25 protein-coding genes are annotated in these 22,468 nt (G+C 66.0%); 10 read left to right on the top strand and 15 right to left on the bottom strand.

What is annotated here, in order from left to right:
* Positions 1-244 precede the first annotated feature (244 nt).
* Entirely contained in the window at positions 245-829 is a 585-nt protein-coding gene (gene yjgA, locus JWQ90_RS07455) for a ribosome biogenesis factor YjgA (RefSeq protein ID WP_299691504.1), read from the top strand.
* Positions 830-1,064: 235 nt separating this feature from the next.
* On the opposite strand, the gene JWQ90_RS07460 is transcribed toward yjgA, so the two are convergent.
* Together JWQ90_RS07460 and ppsA are read right to left on the bottom strand one after the other, a co-directional pair.
* Positions 1,065-1,877, bottom strand: coding sequence for a crotonase/enoyl-CoA hydratase family protein (locus JWQ90_RS07460; protein WP_299691507.1), 813 nt, complete (start codon positions 1,875-1,877; stop codon positions 1,065-1,067).
* Positions 1,878-2,085: 208 nt separating this feature from the next.
* Positions 2,086-4,476 (bottom strand): phosphoenolpyruvate synthase, encoded by a 2,391-nt coding sequence (gene ppsA / locus JWQ90_RS07465; protein WP_366919461.1) that lies wholly within the window; start codon positions 4,474-4,476, stop codon positions 2,086-2,088.
* Between the two features lie 143 nt (positions 4,477-4,619).
* On the opposite strand from ppsA, the gene JWQ90_RS07470 reads away from it, so the two are divergent.
* A complete protein-coding gene (locus JWQ90_RS07470; protein ID WP_299691512.1) occupies positions 4,620-5,441 on the top strand; it encodes a pyruvate, water dikinase regulatory protein in 822 nt (273 codons plus the stop codon).
* A 101-nt stretch (positions 5,442-5,542) separates the two neighbouring features.
* On the opposite strand, the gene JWQ90_RS07475 is transcribed toward JWQ90_RS07470, so the two are convergent.
* The 3 genes from JWQ90_RS07475 to ispZ are packed head-to-tail and all read right to left on the bottom strand — an operon-like array spanning position 5,543 to position 6,669.
* Positions 5,543-5,821, bottom strand: a complete 279-nt coding sequence (locus JWQ90_RS07475) for a BolA family protein (RefSeq protein WP_299691515.1) — start codon at positions 5,819-5,821, stop codon at positions 5,543-5,545.
* On the bottom strand, positions 5,818-6,117 hold the full coding sequence (locus tag JWQ90_RS07480; RefSeq protein WP_299691517.1) for a YciI family protein: 300 nt from the start codon (positions 6,115-6,117) through the stop codon (positions 5,818-5,820). Before JWQ90_RS07480 ends, JWQ90_RS07475 begins: the two co-directional genes overlap by 4 nt.
* A 9-nt stretch (positions 6,118-6,126) precedes the next feature.
* Positions 6,127-6,669 carry a septation protein IspZ gene (gene ispZ / locus JWQ90_RS07485; protein WP_299691520.1) on the bottom strand — a complete coding sequence of 181 codons (543 nt, stop codon included), beginning with the start codon at positions 6,667-6,669 and terminating at the stop codon, positions 6,127-6,129.
* Positions 6,670-6,781: 112 nt separating this feature from the next.
* Between ispZ and JWQ90_RS07490 the strand changes: the two genes are divergently transcribed.
* The 6 genes from JWQ90_RS07490 to JWQ90_RS07515 all read left to right on the top strand — a co-directional run bounded on the left by JWQ90_RS07490 (position 6,782) and on the right by JWQ90_RS07515 (position 12,187).
* On the top strand, positions 6,782-7,408 hold the full coding sequence (locus tag JWQ90_RS07490) for an L-threonylcarbamoyladenylate synthase (RefSeq protein WP_299691522.1): 627 nt from the start codon (positions 6,782-6,784) through the stop codon (positions 7,406-7,408).
* Between the two features lie 15 nt (positions 7,409-7,423).
* Positions 7,424-8,095, top strand: a complete 672-nt coding sequence (locus JWQ90_RS07495) for a site-2 protease family protein (RefSeq protein WP_299691526.1) — start codon at positions 7,424-7,426, stop codon at positions 8,093-8,095.
* A gap of 14 nt (positions 8,096-8,109) precedes the next feature.
* Positions 8,110-9,114 carry a tryptophan--tRNA ligase gene (gene trpS, locus JWQ90_RS07500; RefSeq protein ID WP_299691529.1) on the top strand — a complete coding sequence of 335 codons (1,005 nt, stop codon included), beginning with the start codon at positions 8,110-8,112 and terminating at the stop codon, positions 9,112-9,114.
* A gap of 89 nt (positions 9,115-9,203) precedes the next feature.
* Positions 9,204-9,968, top strand: coding sequence for a segregation/condensation protein A (locus JWQ90_RS07505; RefSeq protein WP_366919462.1), 765 nt, complete (start codon positions 9,204-9,206; stop codon positions 9,966-9,968).
* Positions 9,961-10,713: an SMC-Scp complex subunit ScpB gene (gene scpB, locus JWQ90_RS07510; RefSeq protein ID WP_299691535.1), complete on the top strand. Its 753-nt coding sequence runs from the start codon at positions 9,961-9,963 to the stop codon at positions 10,711-10,713. Before JWQ90_RS07505 ends, scpB begins: the two co-directional genes overlap by 8 nt.
* 148 nt (positions 10,714-10,861) lie before the next feature.
* Positions 10,862-12,187, top strand: coding sequence for a pseudouridine synthase (locus JWQ90_RS07515; protein WP_299691538.1), 1,326 nt, complete (start codon positions 10,862-10,864; stop codon positions 12,185-12,187).
* A 34-nt stretch (positions 12,188-12,221) separates the two neighbouring features.
* Here the strand turns inward: JWQ90_RS07515 and JWQ90_RS07520 are convergent, their stop codons facing one another.
* Positions 12,222-12,452, bottom strand: a complete 231-nt coding sequence (locus tag JWQ90_RS07520; protein ID WP_299691541.1) for an energy transducer TonB — start codon at positions 12,450-12,452, stop codon at positions 12,222-12,224.
* Between JWQ90_RS07520 and JWQ90_RS07525 the strand changes: the two genes are divergently transcribed.
* Complete coding sequence (locus JWQ90_RS07525; RefSeq protein ID WP_299691543.1) at positions 12,445-13,023, top strand: hypothetical protein; 579 nt, start codon at positions 12,445-12,447, stop codon at positions 13,021-13,023. The genes JWQ90_RS07520 and JWQ90_RS07525 overlap by 8 nt on opposite strands.
* 184 nt (positions 13,024-13,207) lie before the next feature.
* Here JWQ90_RS07525 and JWQ90_RS07530 read toward each other — a convergent pair whose 3' ends face one another.
* From JWQ90_RS07530 to JWQ90_RS07545, 4 genes are all read right to left on the bottom strand, one after another.
* Complete coding sequence (locus tag JWQ90_RS07530; protein WP_299691547.1) at positions 13,208-13,984, bottom strand: SDR family NAD(P)-dependent oxidoreductase; 777 nt, start codon at positions 13,982-13,984, stop codon at positions 13,208-13,210.
* Positions 13,985-14,123: 139 nt separating this feature from the next.
* Positions 14,124-14,786 (bottom strand): HAD-IA family hydrolase, encoded by a 663-nt coding sequence (locus JWQ90_RS07535; RefSeq protein ID WP_299691550.1) that lies wholly within the window; start codon positions 14,784-14,786, stop codon positions 14,124-14,126.
* A complete protein-coding gene (gene ubiG, locus JWQ90_RS07540; protein ID WP_299691553.1) occupies positions 14,783-15,487 on the bottom strand; it encodes a bifunctional 2-polyprenyl-6-hydroxyphenol methylase/3-demethylubiquinol 3-O-methyltransferase UbiG in 705 nt (234 codons plus the stop codon). The genes JWQ90_RS07535 and ubiG overlap by 4 nt, the downstream gene beginning before the upstream one ends.
* A complete protein-coding gene (locus JWQ90_RS07545) occupies positions 15,487-16,824 on the bottom strand; it encodes a TRZ/ATZ family hydrolase (protein WP_299691556.1) in 1,338 nt (445 codons plus the stop codon). The genes ubiG and JWQ90_RS07545 overlap by 1 nt, the downstream gene beginning before the upstream one ends.
* Positions 16,825-16,912: 88 nt before the next feature.
* Between JWQ90_RS07545 and mtnA the strand changes: the two genes are divergently transcribed.
* The gene (mtnA, locus tag JWQ90_RS07550; RefSeq protein ID WP_299691559.1) at positions 16,913-17,911 is read left to right on the top strand and encodes an S-methyl-5-thioribose-1-phosphate isomerase; all 999 of its coding nucleotides are present in this window, start codon (positions 16,913-16,915) and stop codon (positions 17,909-17,911) included.
* Between the two features lie 393 nt (positions 17,912-18,304).
* On the opposite strand, the gene JWQ90_RS07555 is transcribed toward mtnA, so the two are convergent.
* The 5 genes from JWQ90_RS07555 to JWQ90_RS07575 all read right to left on the bottom strand — a co-directional run bounded on the left by JWQ90_RS07555 (position 18,305) and on the right by JWQ90_RS07575 (position 22,438).
* Positions 18,305-19,855 carry a M48 family metalloprotease gene (locus JWQ90_RS07555; RefSeq protein WP_299691561.1) on the bottom strand — a complete coding sequence of 517 codons (1,551 nt, stop codon included), beginning with the start codon at positions 19,853-19,855 and terminating at the stop codon, positions 18,305-18,307.
* A gap of 136 nt (positions 19,856-19,991) precedes the next feature.
* Positions 19,992-20,480 carry a GNAT family N-acetyltransferase gene (locus JWQ90_RS07560; protein WP_299691563.1) on the bottom strand — a complete coding sequence of 163 codons (489 nt, stop codon included), beginning with the start codon at positions 20,478-20,480 and terminating at the stop codon, positions 19,992-19,994.
* A complete protein-coding gene (gene asd, locus JWQ90_RS07565) occupies positions 20,477-21,385 on the bottom strand; it encodes an archaetidylserine decarboxylase (protein ID WP_299691565.1) in 909 nt (302 codons plus the stop codon). The genes JWQ90_RS07560 and asd overlap by 4 nt, the downstream gene beginning before the upstream one ends.
* A gap of 4 nt (positions 21,386-21,389) precedes the next feature.
* Entirely contained in the window at positions 21,390-21,818 is a 429-nt protein-coding gene (locus JWQ90_RS07570; protein ID WP_299691568.1) for a copper chaperone PCu(A)C, read from the bottom strand.
* A complete protein-coding gene (locus JWQ90_RS07575; protein ID WP_299691570.1) occupies positions 21,818-22,438 on the bottom strand; it encodes an SCO family protein in 621 nt (206 codons plus the stop codon). The genes JWQ90_RS07570 and JWQ90_RS07575 overlap by 1 nt, the downstream gene beginning before the upstream one ends.
* Positions 22,439-22,468 lie beyond the last annotated feature (30 nt).

Genomic DNA, 22,468 nt, shown 5'->3' on the forward strand with positions numbered 1-22,468 from the left:
CGGCGCCTGCCCCCTTGGCGGCTCGCCCGCAGGGAGCCCCCCAGTTGCCGCCGGGCGGCGTTGCCGGGCTTGCCCATAGCTCTCGCTATGGCCCGCGCCCGGCGCCTTGCCCGACAGCAACTGGGGGGCTCGATAAGGGTCGCTTAGCGTGAAACACTGCACTAGCAGGGCCGCGGGTTCGACCGAACGCTTGCGGGATCAGAGGTTCCCTCAGCAAGCGGTGGAAGCAGGCATGGCATCAGGTATGAAAAAGGGCAGTGACTGGCGGCCGGATCTTCGCGATTCCCACGAGGATGCCGACGAGGATCTGGGCCCGAGCAAGACCCAGGTCAAGCAGGCGATGCACGAGCTGCAGGATCTGGGCGTTGCACTGCTCGAGCTGCCGCCGTCGCAGCTCGCCGCGCTGCAGATGGAGGATCGTCTGCGCAACGCGCTGGTCGAGCTGCAACGCCTGACGTCCCGCGAGGCGATCCGCCGCCAGTCGCAGTTCATCGGCAAGATGCTGCGCGACGCCGATTCCGAATCTTTCCGGGCCGCGATCCATGCTTACCGTCACGGCCAGAACAAGCTTCTGCAGGAGGCGGAGCTGTGGCGCACCCGGCTGCTCGCCGACGATGCCGCGGTGACCGAGTGGGTCGAGATCGTGCCGGAAGCCAATCTACAGCAACTGCGCTCGCTGATCCGCAACGTGCGCCGCGAGCAGACCCGGCTCCAGCAGAGCAATCCTGACGCCGAAGCCGCGCCGCCCAAAGGACGGCTGTATCGCGAGCTGTTCCAGAAACTGCGCATCGCACTACAGCAGAAGTTCGATCAGCAGGCCGCCGGCTAGCCGTCGTCATCCGGCAGATCGAACACCGAGTAGGCTGGGTTGCAGCGCAGCGGAAACCCAGCACCGGGATCGACGGAAAGCGCTGGGTTTCGTTCCTCAACCCAGCCTACCTCTGCTGGCATATTCATCATGGAACTTCTGACTCACGACTAAGCTGAGCCGTAGGTCGGCATTCCCTTGCCGACGTGAATGCCCGATGCGGATTGACCGGGCATGTCGGCAAGGGATTGCCGACCTACGAGCCGCCGAAGCTGCGCGCCTGGAATGCCGGCGAGCGTTTTTCGACGTTCGCCTTGACCGCTTCGCGATGATTGCGTCCGGTGAGCATGCGCAACTGGATCTTGCGCTCCAGCGCCAACGCGCGCGCTACGCTCGCGTTCCAGTTGGCGTCGAACAGCTGCTTGATTCCGCCCAGCGCATCAGGCGACTTGCCGATCAGCGTCGCGGCCAGTTCCTGCGCCGCAGCGAGCGGATCGGATGCGACTTCCGTGACCAGGTGCAGCGCCAGTGCCTCCATGCCACTGACGATCTGGCCGGTCATCGCGAGCTTCTTGGCGACGTCCAGCGGCATCAGGTCGCGCAAGGTGGCGGTGCCCGACATGTCCGGCACCAGGCCCCACTTGATTTCCATGACCGACAGCTTGGCGTCCGCTGCGGCGATCCGGAAGTCGGCGCCGAGCGCGATCTGCAGGCCACCGCCGTAGCAGCTGCCATGAATCGCGGCGATGACCGGCACCGGCAGATCCCGCCAGCACAGCCCGGCCTGCTGAAACACGTTGCTGTGCTTGATGCCGTAAGTGGCGAAACTGCGCGCCATCTTCAAAGGTTTCTTCAGCACGCTGCCGACGTCGAGGCCGGAGCAGAACGACGGACCTTCGCCGCGCAGGATCACCACGCGCAGATCCTTGAGCTTGCGCAGATCCGATGCGGCCCCGACCAGCGCGTCGAACATCGGCAGATCGAGGGCGTTGTGCTTGTCGGCGCGGTTCAGGCTGACGGTGGCGATGCCGTCGCGGACATCGACGAGAACGCGCTGGGGTTCGGACATGGTGGCGACTCTGTGAAATCTGCGGGTCGGAAATCCTATGTCAGCCGCCGTCTTTCTGCAGGCCGATCGGTGTAGTCGGTGTCTTCGGCGGTTTCCAAAATCTTGATTCACTTGCACCAGGTTTCGCCGCCAAGGCAAAGCTAGTCCATGCACGACGAAACCGTAAGGACGCTCGCCGCCGCACTGCGGCTCCCTGGCGCGCGCCGGCTCAGGCCGCGGGGCTCTGGCCGGCCAGGAACAGCCAGGTTTCGACCACCGTATCCGGGTTCAGCGACATTGATTCGATGCCCTGATCCAGCAGCCATTTGGCCAGGTCCGGATGGTCCGACGGCCCCTGGCCGCAGATGCCGACGTACTTGTTGGCTTTTTTGCAGGCGGTGATCGCCATCGCCAGCATCGCCTTGACCGCGTCGTTGCGCTCGTCGAACAGGTGCGCGATCAGCCCGGAGTCGCGATCCAGGCCCAGCGTCAGCTGGGTCATGTCGTTGGAGCCGATCGAGAAGCCGTCGAAGTGCTCGAGGAACTGGTCGGCCAGCACCGCGTTGCTCGGCAGCTCGCACATCATGATGACCTGCAGGCCGCCCTTACCACTGCCTTCGCCGCGCTTCAGGCCGTTCTCGGCCAGGATCTCGTTGACGCGCCTGGCTTCGCCGACGGTGCGCACGAACGGGATCATGATCTTGACGTTGCTCAGGCCCATTTCCTCGCGCACGAACTTCAGTGCCTCGCATTCCATGTCGAAACACGGACGGAAGCCCTCGGAGATGTAGCGCGAGGCACCGCGGAAGCCGATCATCGGATTCTCTTCGTGCGGCTCGTAGCGCTTGCCGCCGACCAGGTTCGCGTACTCGTTGGACTTGAAGTCCGACATGCGCACGATCACCGGCTCGGGCGCGAAGGCCGCGGCGATGGTCGAGATGCCTTCGGCCAGGCGCTTGACGAAGTAGTCGCGCGGCGAGTCGTAGGCGGCGATCATCGAATCGATCGTGCGGCGGATTTCGGGCGGCTGCTTGTCGAGCTCGAGCAGGGCTTGCGGATGGATGCCGATCTGGCGGTTGACGATGAACTCGGTGCGCGCCAGGCCGACGCCGCGGTGCGGCAGCGCGGCGAAGTCGAAAGCCTGCTCCGGCGTGCCGACGTTCATCATGATCTTGAGCGGGATCTCCGGCATTTTGTCGAGCGCGATCTCGTCGACCTGGAAGTCGATGTTGCCGTCGTAGATCTGGCCGGTATCGCCTTCGGCGCAGGACACGGTGACCGCCCGGCCGTCCTTCAGCACCTGGGTCGCGTCGCCGCAGCCGACGACCGCCGGAATGCCGAGTTCACGCGCGATGATCGCGGCATGGCAGGTGCGGCCGCCGCGGTTGGTGACGATGGCGCTGGCGCGCTTCATCACCGGCTCCCAATCGGGGTCGGTCATGTCGGTGACCAGCACGTCGCCGATCTGCACGCGCGACATCTCGTCGACCGACTTCAGCAGGCGTACCTTGCCGGCGCCGATCTTCTGGCCGATCGCGCGGCCGCTGGCCAGCACCGTGCTTTTGCCCTTGAGCTTGTAGCGGCGCAGCGTGTTCGCGCTACTGCGCGACTGCACGGTCTCCGGGCGCGCCTGCAGGATGTAGATGCCGCCGTCGACGCCGTCCTTGCCCCACTCGATATCCATCGGCCGGCCGTAATGGTCTTCGATGATCAGCGCCTGGCGGGCGAGGTTCTCGACGTCCGCGTCGTTGATGCAGAACTTCTGGCGCTCTTCGGTCGACACCGGCACGAACTCGACCGTGCGGCCGAGCATGCGGTCCTTGGTATAGACCATTTTCTTGGCTTTTTCGCCCAGGCCGCGCTTCAGGATCGAGGGCTTGCCGGCGCGCAGCGACAGCTTGTAGCTGTAGAACTCGTCGGGGTTGACCGCGCCCTGGACCACGGCTTCGCCGAGCCCGTAGCTGGCGGTGATGAACACCGCGTCGCGGAAGCCGGATTCGGTGTCCATGGTGAACATCACGCCGGAAGCGCCGCGGTCCGAGCGCACCATGCGCTGGATGCCGGCCGACAGCGCGACCTGGCTGTGCGCGAAGTTCTGATGCACGCGGTAGCTGATCGCGCGGTCGTTGAACAGCGAGGCGAACACTTCCTTGATCGCGGCGAGCACATGATCGATGCCCTGCACGTTCAGGAAGGTTTCCTGCTGGCCGGCAAACGAGGCGTCGGGCAGATCCTCGGCGGTGGCCGACGAGCGCACCGCGACTGAGATTTCGGCCGTGCTTTCGGCGAGCAGGATGTCGTAGGCGGAGCGGATTTCCTTCTCGAGATCGGTCGGGAAGGGTGCCTTCATGACCGCTTCGCGGATGCTTTTACCGCAGATGGCGAGGGCCTGCACGTCGTCCACGTCGAGCGCGTCGAGCATGCCGTTGATCTTGTCGGCCAGGCCTTCGAACGCGAGGAACTCGCGGTAGGCCGAGGCGGTGGTCGCAAAGCCGTTCGGCACGTGCACGCCGGAGGCGGCGAGGTTGCCGATCATCTCGCCGAGCGAGGCGTTCTTGCCGCCGACGATCTCGACGTCCTTCATTCCCAGCTGCGAATACCACAGCACGTTCTGGCTCATGGCGCCGAGGTTGTGATCGCTTCCCATGTCGTCTAAATGCTCCGCTTGAAAGTGCTAATGGACCTGGGCTTGTGGTGCCCCAGGGGTGATTCTGTTATCTAGTGAGACGAGCGATCCCGATCCGGGCACGAAGCCTTCAGACCATGACCAACCAGCGTTACGTATTTTTTCTGTCCGATGGCACGGGCATCACCGCCGAGACCCTGGGCGGGACGATCCTGACCCAGTTCGAACAGATCGACTTCAAGAAAACGACCCTGCCGTTCATCAACAGCCCGGACAAGGCGCGCAACACGGTGGACTATATCAACCACCTTGCCTCCCAGGGTAGCCGGCCGATCGTGTTCTCGACCACGGTCAGCGACGAAATCCGCGGCATCCTGCGTGACTGCAAAGCCCTGTTCCTGGATCTGTTCGACACCTATCTTCCGTCGATTGAGACTGAACTTGGGCTGAAGTCGGTGCATATGGCCGGGCGCGCCCATGGTCTGGCCGATGCGCGCCGCTACAACGCGCGCATCGACGCGATGAATTACGCGATGGAGCACGACGACGGCCAGAGCACGCGCGACCTGGCCAAGGCCGACGTGATCCTGATCGCACCGTCACGCTGCGGCAAGACGCCGACGACACTGTACCTGGCGCTGCAGCACGGCATTTTCGCCACCAACTTCCCGCTGACCGAGGAGGATCTGGAGGCGCAGAAGATGCCGGGCTCGCTCAGTGGTCTGACCGCCAAGTGCTTCGGCCTCACGTCCGAGGCCGAGCGCCTGCACCAGGTGCGCACCGAACGTCGGCCCGGCTCCAAGTACGCCTCGCTGCCGCAGTGTGCCTACGAGCTGCGCCAGGCCGAGAGCCTGTACCGCAAGCAGAACGTGCCGTTCATCAATTCCGCGAACATGTCGATCGAAGAGATCTCGGCGCTGATCATGCAGGAGAAGGCGCTGCGCCGGACCTCGGGCTGATACCGGGCCCGCCACGCGCCGTAGGTCGGCAATCCCTTGCCGACGTGCACTCTCGGATGCGCAATCGAGGCCTCATGTCGGCAAGGGATTGCCGACCTACGTCAAGCTTCGCCCGGCGCCCGCGCGTCGATCGCCAGCGCATGGATGTCGGTCGCCATCAGGCCGCCGAGCGCGTCGTAGATCGCGCGGTGACGGTGGATCAGCAGCATGTCCTTGAACGCTGCGGACACCAGGCGCACGTGGTAGTGACCGCGGCCGGTGCGGGCCCCGGCGTGGGTGGCATGCAGGTGGCTGTCGTCGGTGACCACCAGCTCCAGCGGCGCAAAACGCAGCTGCAGTGCGATGCGGATCATTTCGATGCGCTCGCTGCCGAGGCTCATTCCGGCAGCACTTTCAGGAACGGCTGCACGCTGACCTCGGCATACACGCCGGCGGCCACATACGGGTCCGCATCGGCCCAGTTTTTAGCGGCTTCGAGGCTTTCGAATTCGAGCACCAGCAGGCTGCCGGTGACGCCGCCGCTGGTGTCGGGCGCATCCACGGCGGGGAACGGGCCGGCTAGGACCAGGCGGCCCTCGGCCTGCAGCCGGCGCAGCCGCTCCAGGTGCGCGGGGCGCGCTGCCTTGCGCGCCGGCAGGCTGTTCTCGACGTCGCGGCCGATGATCGCGTAGAGCATGGCTCCGCCTTACTCCTTCGCCGACTCGGGTTGCAGATAGCGCATCAGGAACGGCGCGTGCGCGATCATGAAAACGAACATCAGCGCGGTGAAGCCGAAGGCCTTGAACTTGACCCAGGTGGCTTCGTCGTAGGTATGCGCCACGTAATAGTTCAGCACCGCGCACAGCGCGAAGAAGATCGCCCAGGCGAAATTGACCTTGCGCCAGACCAGGTCCGGCAGCTGCACCGCCTGCTGCGGAATCCGCGCCAGCAATACGCGTTTGCCGATCAGGTGGCTGCCGAGCAGCGCCACAGAGAACGCGGCGTAGACCACGGTCGGTTTGAGCTTGATGAAGGCCGGGTCGTGCACATACAGCGTCAGCCCGCCGAGCGCCGCGGCGATGGCTGCGGTGGCCAGATGCGCCTTGTGCCAATGGCCATAGCCGAAGCGGTAGATCAGCACCACCAGGAACAGGGCGATGACCAGCACGACGGTCGCGGCATAGATATCGGAGACCAGGTAGGCGGCAAAGAAGGCGATGGCCGGCAGCATGTCGACGAGCATTTTCATGCGCTTAGTATATCGATCTTGTGTTGCCGTCTTGTATTGCGGCCTCGGACCGGGGCGCCTGTTACGACGCGGTTACAGACTTCGTTTTGACGAAGGCACGTTACAATGGAGGATGGCGCATTGGTTCGACATCCACCCGGTCAACCCGCAGGCGAGGCTTCTCGCCCAGGCGGCGGTGCATCTGCGCCAGGGTGCGGTGATCGCATACCCGACCGACTCCTGTTACGCACTCGGCTGCCATCTGGATGACAAGGCCGCCGCCGAGCGCCTGCGCAAGATCCGCAAGTTCGACAAGGAGCATCAGTTCACGCTGGTGTGCCGTGATCTGTCGGAGATCGCGACCTACGCGCGCGTCGACAACTGGCAGTTCCGGCTGCTGCGCCAGCTGACGCCGGGGCCGTACACCTTCGTGCTGGAGGCGACCAAGGAGCTGCCGCGCCGGGTTGCTCACGAAAAGCGCAAGACCATCGGCATCCGCGTGCCGCAGAACGCGGTTGCCCAGGCGCTGCTGGACACGCTCGGCGAGCCGCTGATCAGTTGCACCTTGCAGTTCCCCGACGAGTCGCTGCCGGTCAGCGATCCGGCCGACTTCGAAGAGCGCCTCGAGCGCGAGGTCGATGTGGTGCTCAACGGCGGCAACTGCGGCCTGGAGCCGACCACGGTGATCGACCTGACCGACGGCCGGGTCAAGATCCTGCGCCAGGGCAAGGGCCCGGTTCACGGCATCCTGAGCGAATAGCCGCCCGCATCCCGCATGGAATTCGACCTGACTCTGGTCCAGAAGCTGGCGATCTGGGCGCTACCGGTGCTGTTCGCGATTACCTTCCGCGAAATCGCCCATGGCTACGCGGCACGCGCGCTCGGCGACGACACGGCGAGCCGGCTCGGCCGGCTTTCGCCGAACCCGCTACGGCACATCGACCCGATCGGCACCGTCGTCGTTCCCGGCCTGCTGATCCTGCTCGGCGGCTTTCTGATGGGCTGGCCGCGGCCGATCCCGATCGACTACAGCCGGCTCAAGCGCCCCAAGCGCGATCTGGCGCCGGTCGCCGCCGCGGGCCTGGCGTCGAACGCGGCGATGGCGGTCGCCTGGGCGATCCTGCTGAAGATTTCCGCCGGCGCCGATGGCGAACCCGGCATCTGGATGGGCCTGCGCTACATGAGCATCGCCGGCATCACCATCAACCTCGCACTGCTGGTGCTGAACCTGCTGCCGATTCCGCCGCTGGACGGCGGCCGTATCCTGATCGGCCTGCTGCCGCTGCGCCAGGCGCAGGCTCTGGCGCGCATCGAGCCCTACAGCCTGTTTATCCTGATCGCGCTGATGATGACGCCGCTGCTGAAGGCGCTGCTGATCTGGCCGATGATGATCCTGCAGTCGCTGCTGTTCATGGCGCTCGACATCGACGCCTCCTCTCTGCTCTAGAACTTATTCCTCGCATGTCCGACACTCCGCGACCCATCGTCCTCTCCGGCATCCAGCCGTCCGGCCGGCTCACGCTCGGCAATTACCTGGGCGCGATCAAGAACTGGGTGCCGTTGAGCGCCAGTTACGACTGCTACTACATGCTGGTCGACCTGCACGCGATCACCGTGCGCCAGGACCCGGCCGTGCTGCGCGAGCGCGCTTTCGAGTTCCTGGCGCTGTACATCGCCTGCGGCCTCGATCCGGCCCGCAACGTGCTGTTCGTGCAGAGCCATGTGCCGGCGCATGCGCGGCTGGCCTGGGTGCTGAACTGCTATACGCAGATGGGCGAACTCAACCGGATGACGCAGTTCAAGGACAAGAGCGCCAAGCATGTCGACAACATCAACGCCGGCCTCTACAGCTACCCGGTGCTGATGGCGGCCGACATCCTGCTGTACCAGGCCAAGGCGGTGCCGGTCGGCGACGACCAGAAGCAGCACCTGGAGCTGACGCGCGATATCGCGCAGCGCTTCAACAATCTGTACGGCCCGGTGTTCACGGTGCCCGAGCCGATGATCCCGCCGGTCGGCGCGCGCATCATGGGCCTGCAGGAGCCGACCAAGAAGATGAGCAAGTCGGACGATGCTGAAACCAATGCGCTGTACCTGCTCGACAGCCCCGACGTGATCGTGCGCAAGCTCAAGCGCGCGGTCACCGACACCGGCAACGAAGTGCGCTACGACATCAATGAGAAGCCCGGCGTCGCCAACCTGATGTCGATTCTTTCGGCGACCAGCGGCGAGAGTTTCGACAGTATCGTCGACCGCTACAACGGCCAGGGCTATGGCAAATTCAAGCAGGCGGTGGCCGACGCAGTCGTTGCCTGTCTGGAGCCGGTGCAGGCGAAATATAACGAGCTGCGTTCCAACGATGACTATCTGCGCGGCGTGCTGCGCGACGGCGCCGCCCGCGCCTCGGCCAAGGCCGACGCGACGCTGAAGCGCGTTCATGACGCACTGGGCTTCATCCCGGAATGAGCGAGGACGTCGTCGCCGACGAAGTCGTGGAGCTGCGCGAAAGCGAGATCGACAAGCGCCCGAAGATCCATGGGCACGCGCTGGAAAAAATGCCGGAGGATCTGTACATCCCGCCGGATGCGCTGCAGGTTTTTCTCGAGGCTTTCGAAGGCCCGCTCGATTTGCTGCTGTACCTGATCCGACGCCAGAACCTGAACATTCTCGACATCCCGGTTCTGAAGATCACGCAGCAGTATCTGCAGTACATCGCGCTGATGCAGGAGCTGCGGCTGGAACTCGCGGCGGAATACCTGCTGATGGCGGCGCTGCTGGCCGAGATCAAGTCGCGCCTGCTGTTGCCGCGGCCGATCGAGGTCGAGGAAGAGCAGGGCGATCCGCGCATGGAGCTGGTGCGCCGCCTGCAGGAATACGAGCGTTTCAAGACCGCCGCCGAGCAGCTCGACAAGCTGCCGCGGATGGGCCGCGAACTGCACGGCGCGTCGGCAAAACCCGATGTGATTCCCGTCGTCATGCCGATGGTGATGCCGGATCTGCGCGAGCTGATGCTGGCGTTCCGCGACGTGATGATGCGCGCCGCGCTGTTCACGCGGCACCAGATTTCGCGCGAGCCGCTGTCGGTGCGCGAGCGCATGACGCATCTGCTGACCCTGGTCGCGACCGGCCCGAAACGTTTCATCGAGCTGATCGATCCCGCCGAAGGCCGTGCCGGCGTCGTCGTCTGCCTGCTGGCGATTCTGGAGCTGGTCAAACTCTCCGCGATCGACCTGGTGCAGGACGGTCCCTTTACCGAAATCATGATCGACACCGGCCGCCCGGTATCGAACGCCGCCATCGAGGACGCTGTCGATGACTGAGCCGCAGCAAGAACAGGAAGCCGCAATCGCCGAGGTCGCGGTGCCGGTCGCTATCGACTCGCCACTGGAAAAAATTCTGGAAGCCTTGCTGCTCGCATCCGATCAGCCGCTGTCGCTGGATCAGCTCGGCAGATTGCTCGGCGAAGAACTCGGTGTCGGTCGCAAGGAAATTCGTGTAGCGCTGGAACGCCTCGATCTGCGCCTGCAGGCCGGCGCATCCGAGCTGACCGAGGTCGCCAGCGGCTTCCGCATCCAGGTGCGCGCCGCCTATGCCGAATGGGTCGCGCGGCTGTGGCAGGAGAAGCCGCAGAAGTTTTCACGTGCGCTGCTCGAGACCCTGGCGCTGGTCTGCTATCGCCAGCCGGTCACGCGCGGCGAGATCGAGGAGATCCGCGGCGTGCAGGTGTCGAGCAACATCCTGCGTACCCTGCTCGAGCGCGGCTGGGTACGCGAACTCGGCGTCAAGGAAGTGCCCGGCCGGCCGGCGCTGTTCGGCACCACGCCGCAGTTTCTCGACGACTTCAATCTGAGATCGCTGGATCAGCTGCCGAGCCTGCCCGAGATCAAGGACCTGGCCCAGCTCGACGCCGCGCTGGCGCAGCTGACCGGCGAGCTGCCGCATGCCGGCGACGAGGACGAAGCCGCCGAGCCGACCGAAGAAACCGAACTGGAAGTACCCGTCAGCGAAAGCGAAGTGACGGTGCAATCCCCAGGCGATCCGGACGAATCCGCATCGCCGGCTTGATGGATGGCAATCTGTTTGTCTCCTTCCCCCGCTTGCGGGGGAAGGCCGGGATGGGGGCGTGCGGACGGAGCAGCAGCGCGACGTCGCGCCCCCACCCTAACCCTCCCCCGCAGGCGGGGGAGGGAATCGTTTACCAGGCGTATTGACCATGTCGGAAAGAATCCAGAAGCTGCTCGCCACCGCCGGCATCGCCTCGCGTCGCGCAATCGAAACCATGATCGCCGACGGCCGCGTCACCGTTAACGGGCGGCCCGCCGAAGCCGGCCAGCGTATCGACCACAATGATCATGTGCGCATCGACACGCGGCTGGTCGCGCTTAACCGCAAACCCGAGCCGGTGCGCGTGCTGCTGTACCGCAAGAAGACCGGCGAGCTGGTCACGCGCGACGATCCCGAAGGCCGCCGCACCGTGTTCCGCAAACTGCCGGAGCTGACGACGGGCCGCTGGATCGCGATCGGCCGTCTGGATATCAACACCTCCGGCCTGTTGCTGATGACCAACGACGGCGAACTCGCGCGCCGGCTGATGCATCCGAGCTTTGAAATACAGCGCGAATACGCGGTGCGCGTGCTCGGCAGCGTCGACGCAGCGGCGCTCGCGCGTCTGCGCGCCGGCGTCGAACTCGACGACGGCTTCGCCAGGTTCGAGACGATCAAGCCGGGCGAGCATTACCAGGATGGGCACGGCGGCGACGAGGGCGAGGCGGATGATGCATCGTCGGCCAATAGCTGGTGGACGGTTACCGTGAAGCAGGGACGCAACCGCGTCGTGCGCCGCCTGTTCGAGTCGCAGAACACCCAGGTCAGCCGTCTGATGCGCGTGTCCTACGGCCCGATCACGCTGGGCCGCGGCATCAAGGCCGGCACGGCACGCGAAGCCACCGCCGAAGAACTGCAGGCGCTGCTGCAAGCGGTGGATCTCGCCGAGAAGAAGCCCGCACGCGCTGCGGTGAAGAAAGCGCCGGCGGCGCGTCGCAAGCCGATGCCCGACGCCAGCGAGCGTCCGCAGCAGACCAAGCCGCGGCGCTCGCCGCGTGCCGCTGCCGAGGCCGAGCGCAAGCGCGAGTTCTTCGATCGCGGAGACGGCTCGTCCAAAGCCGGCAAGGGCGATGCACGGCCCGGGGCCAAGGGCGGGCCGAAGCGCGAGTTCAAACCCGGCGGCGCCAAACCCGAAGCCAGGCGCGACATCCGCAAGGACGATGCAAGCCCGCCCAAGCGCGAGTTCAAGTCCGCCGGAAAGCCCGGCGGCGATGCGAAGCGCGAGCCGCGGCGCGATGACCGGCCGAAGCCGGCGGGCCGTGGCGACAAGCCGGCAAGCGCTCGCGCGGATTCCCGGAAATCATCCGCGGATTCGGCGAGAAAGCGATCGTCCACATCGGCATCCGCAGAGCGCGCCAAACCGGCACCGCGCCGCGGCGAATCCAAGCCCTACGTCAAGCCCAGCGACAGCCGCCCGAAGCCGCGCCGGAAGTAGATCGCGCCGAAAGAACGGCGGGTTACAACCTGCCCTACGCCGGGCCGAAACGCATCGGCTGATCCAGCAGCAGGAACTCCTCGTTCGGCCTGAGCCGAGCCGGCACCGGCATGAAGCGGCCGATTCGCAGCACCACGGCACGGGCCTCCTCATCCAGCCGCGCATAGCCGGTCGGGCGGATCAGCGTCGCGTCCACCACCCGCCCATCGCGTGCGATCTTCAGGCGCACCATCGCGATGCCGGTTTCGTTCATTTGCTTGGACATCAAGGGCCATTTCTGGCTCGAGCTGATCATGCGGCTGACCACGCCCGCGTACTGGCGCGCCAGCCGATCGGTGTCCTCCGGGCTGAGCATCGGCCGCGGGCTCGCTATCCCTTGCATCGCGGTCGGTGCGGCAGTGACCGAGGCGGTCGATGATGGTGAGGTCAAAGTCGAAGGAGGTGGTGGAGCCGCGACAGCGACGGCTGGTTCGGCCGGAGCGGGTGCCGATATCTGCGGCGCGGTTGGTGCCGGCGTTGGCGCGGCGATCAGCGGCTTTTCGACCGCCTTGGGTTTCGGCTTCGGCCTGGGTTTTACGAGGGGCTTTACGAGCGATTCTTCGGGCTGCAGCGTCGGCGTGACCGGTGAGGCTGCAACGCTGATTTGTGCGGCGACCCTTTCTGCGGGAATCGTGAACACCGTCAGCATTGCCGGAGGTTCGGGCAGTTTCAGCGGCGGCGGCGTGACTGGCCGCAGCGCGATCAGCAGCACGGCGACATGCAACAGCACCGCAATCACGATGCCGAGCCGGCTCGCGAGCGGGTTGCCGTTGGCCTTTTTCCGGAAAGGGTTCTGAGCCCGGACGAGGTTCGGCGTGTCGAAAAGTGCGGCGGTCTGGCTTGACATGATCCTGGCTGGGCCGGGGGATGACCCGCCGAAACGCGGCGTTTCAGGCGAGGCATCGACCTTCAACTGACGCAGTCGTCAGCACGATCCGCGCCATTCCGGTCCTGTCGCGAACCGGTCGAGCCCTCGTCGAGCTACAAGGCCTGGGCGGTGACGCCGCGGCTGGCCGGGCCGAGCAGCCACAGCAGTTGCGGGATTACCCGCTCGGGCGGATTGACCTGGGCCCGCGCGTCGCTGGCGTAGCCCTTGCCGCGGATCTCGGTGCCCATCGGGCCGGGATGCCAGGTGTTGAAGCGCAGTCCGCTGCCTACACGCGACTCGGCCTCCAGCTCCATCGCCCAGCTGCGGAACAGGGTTTCGCCGGCCGCCTTGGTCACGCCATAGGCGGCCTGGAACGGTTTGGGCACGCGGCCGCCGTCATCAGTGACGAACACCACCGACGCGTCTTGGGATTCGCGCAGCATCGGCAGGCACAGCCGCGTCAGCGTGTAGGGCGCGGTCAGGTTGACCTGCAGGCTGTCCATCCAGTCGCGCGGCTCCAGGTCCTCGAGCCGGGTGAAACTCTTGAAATGCGCGGCCGCGTGCAGCAGGCCATCGAGCTTGCCGAACTCTTTTTCGATGGTTTGCGCCAGATCGTCGTAGGCGGCCCAGGTCGCCGTCATCAGGTTGATCGGCACGATCGCCGGTTGCGCGCCGCCGGCGGCTTCGATCGCGTCGTAGAGCTTCTCGAGCTTGGGCACGCTGCGGCCGAGCAGGATCACGTGCGCGCCGAGTCGGGCCAGCGCCTGCGAGGCGGCGGAGCCGAGGCCGCCGGTGGCGCCGGTAACCAGAATCACGCGGCCTTTGAAGTCGGCGGCATCCGCCTGGTAGTCGGCGGGCGGCTGCTTGATATGCATATGGGTATCGGTCACGAATGGCACTTCCTTAAGCGGCCGTAGGCTGGGATGGAGCGTAGCGAATCCCAGCTTGGCGCTCGCATGTCAGCTATGCCGCTGGGTTTCGCTACGCTTCAACCCAGCTTACGGCCGCAGGTTTTTTCCACGGAGTTGGTCAGGACAGCAGTTGGGCAAGGTCGGCCGTGGTCGCGGTCAGATGGTCCGCGTCCCAGCTCGCCGGCGCATCGGCGCCGAGATAACCCCAGCCGGCCGCGATGCTGCGGATGCCGGCGGCGCGCGCGGCGTCGATGTCGCGGCGATCGTCGCCGACATAGACGGTGCGCGCGGCGCTGATGCCGGTGCGCTCCAATGCCAGCAGCAGCGAATCCGGTGCAGGCTTGGGCTTGGGCACCTGGTCGCCGCTGATGATGCAGGCGGCGCGCTGGTCGAGCTTCAGCTCGATCATCAGCGGGTCGGTCAGGAAGGCCGGCTTGTTGGTGACCACGCCCCAGGGACGCTTCGCCAGCTCCAGTGCCACCAGGAGCTGGTTCATGCCCGGGAACAGCCGCGAACGACGCGTGAGATTCGCTCGGTAATGCGCCAGCAGCGCGTCGCGGCGCACCGGATATTCTTGATGGTCCGGTGTCATATTCAGCGCGACTTTCAGCAAGCCGCGGGCGCCGGCCGATGCGACTGGCCGGTAGTCCGCGTCCGGCAGCGGCGGCAGGCCGAGATCCCTGCGCACCGAGTTGGTGGCATCGCCGAGATCCGGCGCGGTGTCGACCAGCGTGCCGTCGAGATCGAACAGCACGCAGTCGACATCATTCAAACGGCTCATGCCGCGTCGCGTCGGCAGTGCATCAGGTAGTTCACGTCGATATCGCGGCCGAGCGTCGCCGATTTCAGCAGCGGGTTGTAGCGCATGCCCTTGATCTCGACCGCGCTCAGGCCGGCCGCGCGGCACCAGGCTTCGAGCTCGGAGGGGCGGATGAACTTGGCGTATTCGTGGGTGCCGCGGGGCACCAGCCCGGTCAGCATTTCGGCACCGACGATCATCAGCGCATAGGCCTTGGGATTGCGGTTGATGGTGCTGAAAATGACATCGCCGCCCGGCTTGACCAGCGCCGCGCAGGCCGCGATCACCGACGCCGGATCGGGCACATGCTCGAGCATTTCCAGGCAGCACACGGCATCGAAAGCGCCAGGCATTTCCGCGGCCAGATCTTCGCTGGCGACGCAGCGGTATTCGCACTTGATGCCGGATTCCAGGCCGTGCAGCCTGGCCACTTCCAGCGAGGCTTCGGCCAGATCGATGCCCAGCGTTTTGGCGCCGCGGGCAGCCAGGGCTTCAGTGAGAATGCCGGCGCCGCAGCCGACGTCGACGATGTGCTTGTCGCGCAGCCCGCCGACCGCGTTCTCGATGTAGCGCAGGCGCGCCGGATTGATGTGATGCAGCGCGGCCATCTCGCCGTGCGGGTCCCACCAACGCGAGGCCATGGAAGAGAAGTGGCGGATTTCCGCGGCATCGACGTTGCTCATCACACCTTCCCGGTAATTTTGTGGCGCCACTCGCCGGCCTTGGCGCGCAGCTCATCCTCGACCAGGGTCTGCAGCTGGCCGTCGGCCAGCAGCGCCTGGCCGGCGACCCAGACGTGATCGACCTGGCGCGAGTTGATCGCATAAACCAGATGCGAAATCACGTTGTAGACCGGCTGGGTATTCAGGGCGCTCATGTCGATGGCGATGAAATCCGCCGCTTTTCCAGGCAGCAGCGAACCGATCTGATCATCCCAGCCGAGCGCCCGCGCGCCGGCCAGTGTCGCCATCTCCAGCGCTTTTGCGGCCGGCAGCGCACGGGCATCGCCGGATACGCCCTTGGCCAGCAGGCTGGCGGTGCGCAACTCGCTGAACAGGTCCAGATCGTTGTTGCTGGCCGCGCCGTCGGTGCCGATGCAGACATTGGCGCCGGCCTGCAGCAGCTTGTGCACTTGGCAGAAGCCGCTGACGAGCTTCAGATTCGACTCCGGGCAGTGCGCGACGTGCACGCCGTAGTGCGCGACCTCCTCGACCTCTTGTTCGGTCAGCTGGGTCATATGCACGGCGATCAGGTCGGGTCCGAGCATGTCGAGCTCGCGCAGCCGCTGCCAGGGCCGCTTGCCGGTCTGAGCAACCGCCTGTTCGACCTCGAAGGCGGTCTCGTGAATGTGCATGTTGATCGGGATGCCGAGTTCGGTCGCGTACTGGCGCACCTGGCGCATCAGGTCGTCCGATACGGTGTACGGCGCATGCGGCGCGAACGTGGTCTTGATCAGCGGCTTGCCGCGCAGCGAGTCGCGCAGCGCCAGGCCCTTGTGGATGTACTCGCCTGCTTTCGCCCAGGCGCTCGGGAAGTCGATCACGATCAGGCCGACCGCGGCGCGCATGCCGGCTTCCTGCGCGGCTGCGGCGCTTGCATCGGGGAAGAAATACATGTCGTTGAAGCAGGTCTGGCCGCCACGGATCATCTCGGCCATCGCCAGGCGCACGCCGTCCCTGCAGAACTCGTAGTTCATGTTGGCGGCTTCGGCCGGCCAGATGTGCCCCTGCAGCCAGTCCATCATCGGCAGATCGTCGGCGATGCCGCGCAACAGCGTCATCGCCGAGTGCGTGTGCATGTTGACCAGGCCCGGCATCAGTGCGTGGCCGGGCAGGTCGATGAGCTTGCGCGGCTGATAGCGCTTGCGCGCCTCGGCGATCGGCAGCACCGCCAGGATGCGGCCCTGGTCGACGGCCAGCGCATGGTGTTCCAGCACCACACCCGCCGGCTCGATCGGCACGATGCTGCCGGCGGTGACCAGCAGGTCGATGGCGAGCGGTGGAAACGGCATTACGGTCATGGGCAGGATGAGTAGAATGCGGCCAGGCGCCTCTGCCGAGGCGCGGGCCGCCAGTTTACCTGTGCGCGCGGGCAACCAAGGGAACGATATGAGTGGCAACGTGCAGCCCATCGTCTGGGTCGGGGATCATCTACGCCTGATCGACCAGCGCCTGCTGCCGTTTGAGGAGCGCTGGGTCGATTGCCGCAACGCTTTCCAGGTCGCCGAGGCGATCCACGGCATGGCGGTGCGCGGTGCGCCGGCGATCGGCATCGCCGCGGCTTACGGTCTGGTACTGGATGCCTTGCAGCACCGCGATTACGAGGCCGCCGAACTGGTGCTGGCCGAATCGCGGCCCACCGCGGTGAACCTGCGCTGGGCGCTGGCGCGGATGCGCGGCGTCTGGCGCGGCGGTGCGGACGCGGCACGCCTGCTGGCCGAGGCCGAGCTGATCCACGCCGAAGATCTGGCGCAGAACCTGACGATGGGCAGGCTCGGCGCCGCGCTGCTGCCACCGAGCGCCGTCGTCATCACGCACTGCAATACCGGCGCGCTGGCCACCGGCGGCCACGGTACGGCGCTCGGCGTGATCCGCAGCGCGTTCGCGATCGGCCATCTGTCGCAGGTCTACAACACCGAAACCCGGCCCTGGCTGCAGGGCGCGCGGCTGACCGCCTGGGAGCTGATGCGGGAAAAGATCCCGGCCAAGCTGATCGCCGACGGCGCCGCCGCGCATCTGATGGCGACGCACAAGATCGACTGGGTGATCGTCGGTGCCGACCGCATCGCCGGCAACGGCGACACCGCGAACAAGATCGGCACCTATTCGCTGGCGGTCGCGGCCCGGCGCCACGGCGTCAAGTTCATGGTGGTGGCGCCGACCGGCACCTTCGACCTGCAGATCCGCAGCGGCCGCCTCATTCCGATCGAAGAGCGCGCGCCGCGCGAGCTGACGGAATTTCGCGGTGCGCCGATCGCGCCGATCGACATGGACGCCTGGAACCCGGTGTTCGACGTGACCCCGGCGGAGCTGATCGACGCGATCGTCTGCGAGAAGGGCGTGATCGAGAACCCGACCGAGAGGAAAGTGCGCGAGCTGGTCGGCTAAGGACGGACGCTCGCGTAGGTCGGCAATCCTTTGCCGACGTGAAACCTCGATTGCGTGTCCGAAGCTACTCTCTCCCGCACAAGGCGGTAGAGCTGCCATGCGAGCGCCAAGCTGGGTTTCGCTACGCTTCAACCCAGCCTACGGCAGCTTGGATTTGCGGGTGCATGGTTCCTGCAGATCAAACCGCCGTTGCTGGCTGGAACTGTAGGAGCGGTCCTTGACCGCGATTGCACCGGTGGAGCCTCAATCGCGGACAAGGTCCGCTCCTACAGTGCCGCGAATCGGGCGGCTGTGCTGTTCGATCACGGGTTGCCGGGTTCTTGTAAGCGCCATGGGTTACGCGGCGCCCCTCGACGGCGCTCGGGACAGGCGTATCGAAGGACACAGCGGCCCTCAACGCCGCTGCGGTTTCGCGTACGGATTGAAATTGCGCGGCAGCGCCTCGCGCACTTCGGCGCGGCGTGCCGCCATGCGCGCACGCTGCGGCTGCGGCAGCGACTCGATGCGCAGGCCGGCGTCGAGCTGGGCCAGCGCTCCGCCGTAGTCGCCGCGGTAGTACAGGTAGTTGGCCATCTCATAGCTGGCTTCGCCGTTGTTGCCGGCGTCGCGGGCGGCCTGCGACAGCAGACGATAAGTCTCCAGCCGCGTGCCGTAGGCCTGCTCGGAAGCCAGCAGGATCTGCCGCGCTTCGTCGGGCTTGCCGGTTTCGATCAGCGCCTGCGAATAGCGCAGGATCGCCGGCGCATAGCTCGGATACATGCGGTAGGTTTTCTCGAACAGCGATATCGCGTCGGCATTCTGGCCGGCACCGAGCTTGAGCTGGGCCATCAGCAGCATCACCGTCGCCTGGCGCGGGTAGGCTTCGAGCGTCGGCTTCAATGCGCTGATCGCGTCCTTGTAGTTGCCGGCGCCGCTCAGCGCGAAGGCCAGGCCGTAGCGATTGTCGGGCGTGTCGTGGCCGGCCTTCATTTCGGCCGAAAAAATCTCGATGGCCTCGCTCTGCGAATCCGTTGCCAGCACGCGGGTGCGCGCCTTCATCAGCGAATAGTCCAGCGAGTCGACGACCTTGCGCGGCTTGCCCGCCTCGATCACCGCAGCGCGCTCGCGCGCTTCGGCGATACGCGTGGTGTTGACCGGATGGGTCTGCAGGATTTCCGGCAGGCCGGTTCCGTAGAGCCGCGACTGCTGCTCCAGGCGCTGAAAGAAATCGGCCATGCCCTCGGGATCAAAGCCGGCGTCTGCCATGATCTGGATGCCGATGCGGTCGGCCTCGAGCTCGTTGGCGCGGGTGAAGTTGACCTGCTTCTGGTACAGCGAGCCCTGGCCGATCGCCAGCGCCGCCAGCACCACGTTCGGGTCGGCCGAGCCGGCGATGATCGCGGCGAGCACCGCGGCCCAGGTGGCGAAGGTGCCGACGCCGCCCTGGTCGTCCTGCGAGCGCGCGACATGGCGCTGGATCACATGGGTGAGCTCGTGGCCCATCACGCCGGCAAGTTCGCTCTCGTTGCGGCTGGCGATCAGCAGGCCGGCATTGAAGCCCATGTGGCCACCCGGCAGCGCGAAGGCATTGATGCGCGGGTCGGCGACCATGAACACGTCGACCTTGGGCGGCTTCTGCGGCGCCGCGGCGACCAGCCGGTAACCGAGATTGGACAGATACTCGCTGATTTCCAGATCGTCGACGACGTAGTCGTACTGGTACAGCTCGGCCATCACGCTGGCGCCGATCGCGGCTTCCTGCGACGGCGACATCGCCGCGTCGGCAGGCTCACCCATCTGCGGCAGGTTCAGCTCGCTGGGCGCGCCGCGGCCGACGCTGTTGATCGGCTCGCGCTCCAGCGCATCGGCGGCCAGCGCGCTGGTGACCATCAGCAAGGCCGTGGCAGCAGCGAGCCCGCCGCGTAGCGACAGCGCAGAACAGCCGGAAAGGCGGAAGGAGGTCATGCGCGGCGTTTTTGGGTACGGTTCGAGTTTACGCGGGATCGCGCGCGACGGATTTCGTTGGGGCTAAGGGCTCGTAAATGGATAACTTGGACGAACGTTATCCATTTACGAGCCCTTAGAGCGGATCAGGCGCGGCTTAGTTCGGGGACGCCAGCGCTTTTAATGCATCGCCGCTCAGCCGGAAGATCGTCCATTCATCCTGCGGCGCCGCACCCAGGCGGCGGTAGAAGCCGATCGCCGGAGCGTTCCAGTCCAGCACCGACCACTCGAAGCGGCCGCAGCCGCGAGCCACCGCGAGCCTGGCGATATGCGCCAGCAGCGCGCGGCCGATGCCGTGGCCGCGCTGATCCGGGCGCACATACAGGTCTTCCAGGTAGATGCCGGGCTTGGCCAGGAAGGTTGAGTAGTTCTGGAAGTACAGCGCAAATCCCGCCGCCACGCCGTCGTGGTGCGCGATCAGCACCTCGGCCGCGGGGCGCTCGCCGAACAGCGTCGCACGCAGCGCGTCTTCGGTGGCTGTGACCTGGTCGGAGAGGTGCTCGTATTCGGCGAGTTCGCGGATGAAGCCGAGTATCAGCGGCACGTCGGCCGGCGTCGCCGGCGCGATGTCCAGAGCCGCGCTCAAGCCACCGCTCCGATCGCGGCGCGCTGCTTGATGCCGATCGCCTGGCCCATGCGCAGCGGCGTCGCCGCGCCCAGCGCCGGGTTCCATTGCAAGGCGCCCGGCGGCGCCAGCAGGATCACCGTCGAGCCCATGTTGAAGCGGCCCATCTCCGCGCCGCGTTCAAGCGTCGGCGGATGCACCGGCTGGTAGCGCGCCAGCGGCGAGCGCCGGTGCGGCGGCGAGATCATGCCGGCCCAGACGGTCTCGATCGAGCCGACGAAGAACGCGCCGACCAGCACCATCGCGAACGGCCCGATCTCGGTGTCGAAGATCGCCGCAACGCGCTCGTTGCGCGCAAACACTTTCGGCATCGCGCGCGCGGTCGCCGGGTTGACGCTGAACAGCCGGCCGGGCACGTAGACCCATTCGCGTAAGGTGCCGGTCAGCGGCATGTGCAGGCGGTGATAGTTGTTCGGCGCAAGGTAAATGGTGCAGAACTCGCCGCCGATGAAGGGCTGCGCCAGGTCCTCGCCGCCGAGCAGTTCGGCCGCGGTGTAGTGATGGCCCTTGGCCTGGAAGATGCGATCACCGTCGACCTGGCCGAGCTGGCTGACCGCGCCGTCGACCGGCGAAATCAGCACCCCGGCGCCGCTGGCCTGCGGCCGCGCATCCGGCTTCAGGGCGCGGGTGAAGAACTCGTTGAAGCTCTTGTAGGACGCCGGCTTTTCAAATTCCGCTTCAGCCAGGCTGATGTTGAAGCGGCTCATGAATACGCGGATGAAGGCGTTCTTGAAGCCGGGGCTCTCGATCCGGGTCAGCTTGAAGATGCACCAGGACAACAAGCGCGTCGGCAGGCACAGTTGCAGCAGCGAGAACAGCCGGTCGCCGGTGCTCGCATCGCTTGCCGCGGTAGGGGAGTCGTTCATGGCCTCATTCTGACGCAGGCGCACGGACCGGGAAATCCGCGGCCAGATCACCGTCCGCGCAGTGCAGCAACAGATGGCTGCGGCCGGCGAGCAGCGGCTGCTTCGTCTGCATCAGCATCAGGTGATAGCCGCCAGGTGTCAGCTCGACGCTCTGGCCCGGTGCGAGGGTCAGCGGATCGGCGCGGCGCATGCGCATCCTGCCGTCGGCCATGCTGCTTTGATGGATCTCGACGCTGCCGAAATCAGGGCTGCTGATGCTGGCGATCGTCACCGGCTTGCTGCCGTTGTTGACCAGCTTGCCGTAGCCGGCCATCACCGCCGCGCCCGGTGGAGCTTCGCGGATCCAGGGCTGTACCAGCGCCAGGCCGTCGCAGGCCAGCAGCGGAAGCGGCAGCATCGATGCGGCCGCGATCAGCCAGTGCAGGCATCGCATCAGCCTTGTTCCCTGACCACGCGCTGCAGATCGGCCGACAGCTCGTCGACGCGATGCGGCGGCAGGAAATAACCGGCGACCTGGCCCTGGGGATTGACCAGAACCAGCGCCGCCGAATGATCCACCGTATAGCTCTCCGGCGTCTCGCCGGGCACCTTGGCGTAGACCAGGCTCAGCGAGCGCGCCAGCTTTTCGAGCTCGGCGTCGCTGCCGGTCGCGCCGATGAAATCGGGGCTGAAGTAATGCACGTAGCGCTCGAGCTTTTCGGGCGTGTCGCGCTGCGGATCGACCGACAGGAACACCACCTGCACCGGCGTCTGCGCGCTGTCGAGCCGGGTTTTGAGCCCCTTGAGCATCGCCAGCGTCGTCGGGCAGACGTCGGGGCAGTAGGTGAAGCCGGCGAATAGCAGCGACCAGTGGCCCTGGAGGCGCGCATTGTCGAAAACCGCACCGGCGGTGTCGCTGAGCTGGAATGCCTCGATCGCGCGTGGCTGCTTGAGCAGCGTGCCAGTCTGGATTTCGATGTTCTTCGAGCCGCTCATCGAGGTCGCGACGAGCAGGCCGGCGAGCGCGGCGAGCGCGGCGATTACGCCGACGATGGTGGCTTTTGCGATCGACATGGGGATGCTGGGCTCGGGCGGTTCAATTGC

Source organism: Hydrocarboniphaga sp., assembly GCF_028291725.1.
In the GTDB taxonomy this organism is placed as follows: Bacteria; Pseudomonadota; Gammaproteobacteria; order Nevskiales; family Nevskiaceae; genus Hydrocarboniphaga.

Bases quoted from the DNA above. Each gene is read 5' to 3' on its own strand.
- yjgA (WP_299691504.1), top strand. From the start codon at position 245: ATGAAAAAGGGCAGTGACTGGCGGCCGGATCTTCGCGATTCCCACGAG.
- JWQ90_RS07460 (WP_299691507.1), bottom strand. From the start codon at position 1,877: ATGTCCGAACCCCAGCGCGTTCTCGTCGATGTCCGCGACGGCATCGCC.
- ppsA (WP_366919461.1), bottom strand. From the start codon at position 4,476: ATGAGCCAGAACGTGCTGTGGTATTCGCAGCTGGGAATGAAGGACGTC.
- JWQ90_RS07470 (WP_299691512.1), top strand. From the start codon at position 4,620: ATGACCAACCAGCGTTACGTATTTTTTCTGTCCGATGGCACGGGCATC.
- JWQ90_RS07475 (WP_299691515.1), bottom strand. From the start codon at position 5,821: ATGAGCCTCGGCAGCGAGCGCATCGAAATGATCCGCATCGCACTGCAG.
- JWQ90_RS07480 (WP_299691517.1), bottom strand. From the start codon at position 6,117: ATGCTCTACGCGATCATCGGCCGCGACGTCGAGAACAGCCTGCCGGCG.
- ispZ (WP_299691520.1), bottom strand. From the start codon at position 6,669: ATGAAAATGCTCGTCGACATGCTGCCGGCCATCGCCTTCTTTGCCGCC.
- JWQ90_RS07490 (WP_299691522.1), top strand. From the start codon at position 6,782: ATGGCGCATTGGTTCGACATCCACCCGGTCAACCCGCAGGCGAGGCTT.
- JWQ90_RS07495 (WP_299691526.1), top strand. From the start codon at position 7,424: ATGGAATTCGACCTGACTCTGGTCCAGAAGCTGGCGATCTGGGCGCTA.
- trpS (WP_299691529.1), top strand. From the start codon at position 8,110: ATGTCCGACACTCCGCGACCCATCGTCCTCTCCGGCATCCAGCCGTCC.
- JWQ90_RS07505 (WP_366919462.1), top strand. From the start codon at position 9,204: ATGCCGGAGGATCTGTACATCCCGCCGGATGCGCTGCAGGTTTTTCTC.
- scpB (WP_299691535.1), top strand. From the start codon at position 9,961: ATGACTGAGCCGCAGCAAGAACAGGAAGCCGCAATCGCCGAGGTCGCG.
- JWQ90_RS07515 (WP_299691538.1), top strand. From the start codon at position 10,862: ATGTCGGAAAGAATCCAGAAGCTGCTCGCCACCGCCGGCATCGCCTCG.
- JWQ90_RS07520 (WP_299691541.1), bottom strand. From the start codon at position 12,452: ATGTCCAAGCAAATGAACGAAACCGGCATCGCGATGGTGCGCCTGAAG.
- JWQ90_RS07535 (WP_299691550.1), bottom strand. From the start codon at position 14,786: ATGAGCCGTTTGAATGATGTCGACTGCGTGCTGTTCGATCTCGACGGC.
- ubiG (WP_299691553.1), bottom strand. From the start codon at position 15,487: ATGAGCAACGTCGATGCCGCGGAAATCCGCCACTTCTCTTCCATGGCC.
- JWQ90_RS07545 (WP_299691556.1), bottom strand. From the start codon at position 16,824: ATGACCGTAATGCCGTTTCCACCGCTCGCCATCGACCTGCTGGTCACC.
- mtnA (WP_299691559.1), top strand. From the start codon at position 16,913: ATGAGTGGCAACGTGCAGCCCATCGTCTGGGTCGGGGATCATCTACGC.
- JWQ90_RS07555 (WP_299691561.1), bottom strand. From the start codon at position 19,855: ATGACCTCCTTCCGCCTTTCCGGCTGTTCTGCGCTGTCGCTACGCGGC.
- asd (WP_299691565.1), bottom strand. From the start codon at position 21,385: ATGAACGACTCCCCTACCGCGGCAAGCGATGCGAGCACCGGCGACCGG.
- JWQ90_RS07570 (WP_299691568.1), bottom strand. From the start codon at position 21,818: ATGCGATGCCTGCACTGGCTGATCGCGGCCGCATCGATGCTGCCGCTT.
- JWQ90_RS07575 (WP_299691570.1), bottom strand. From the start codon at position 22,438: ATGTCGATCGCAAAAGCCACCATCGTCGGCGTAATCGCCGCGCTCGCC.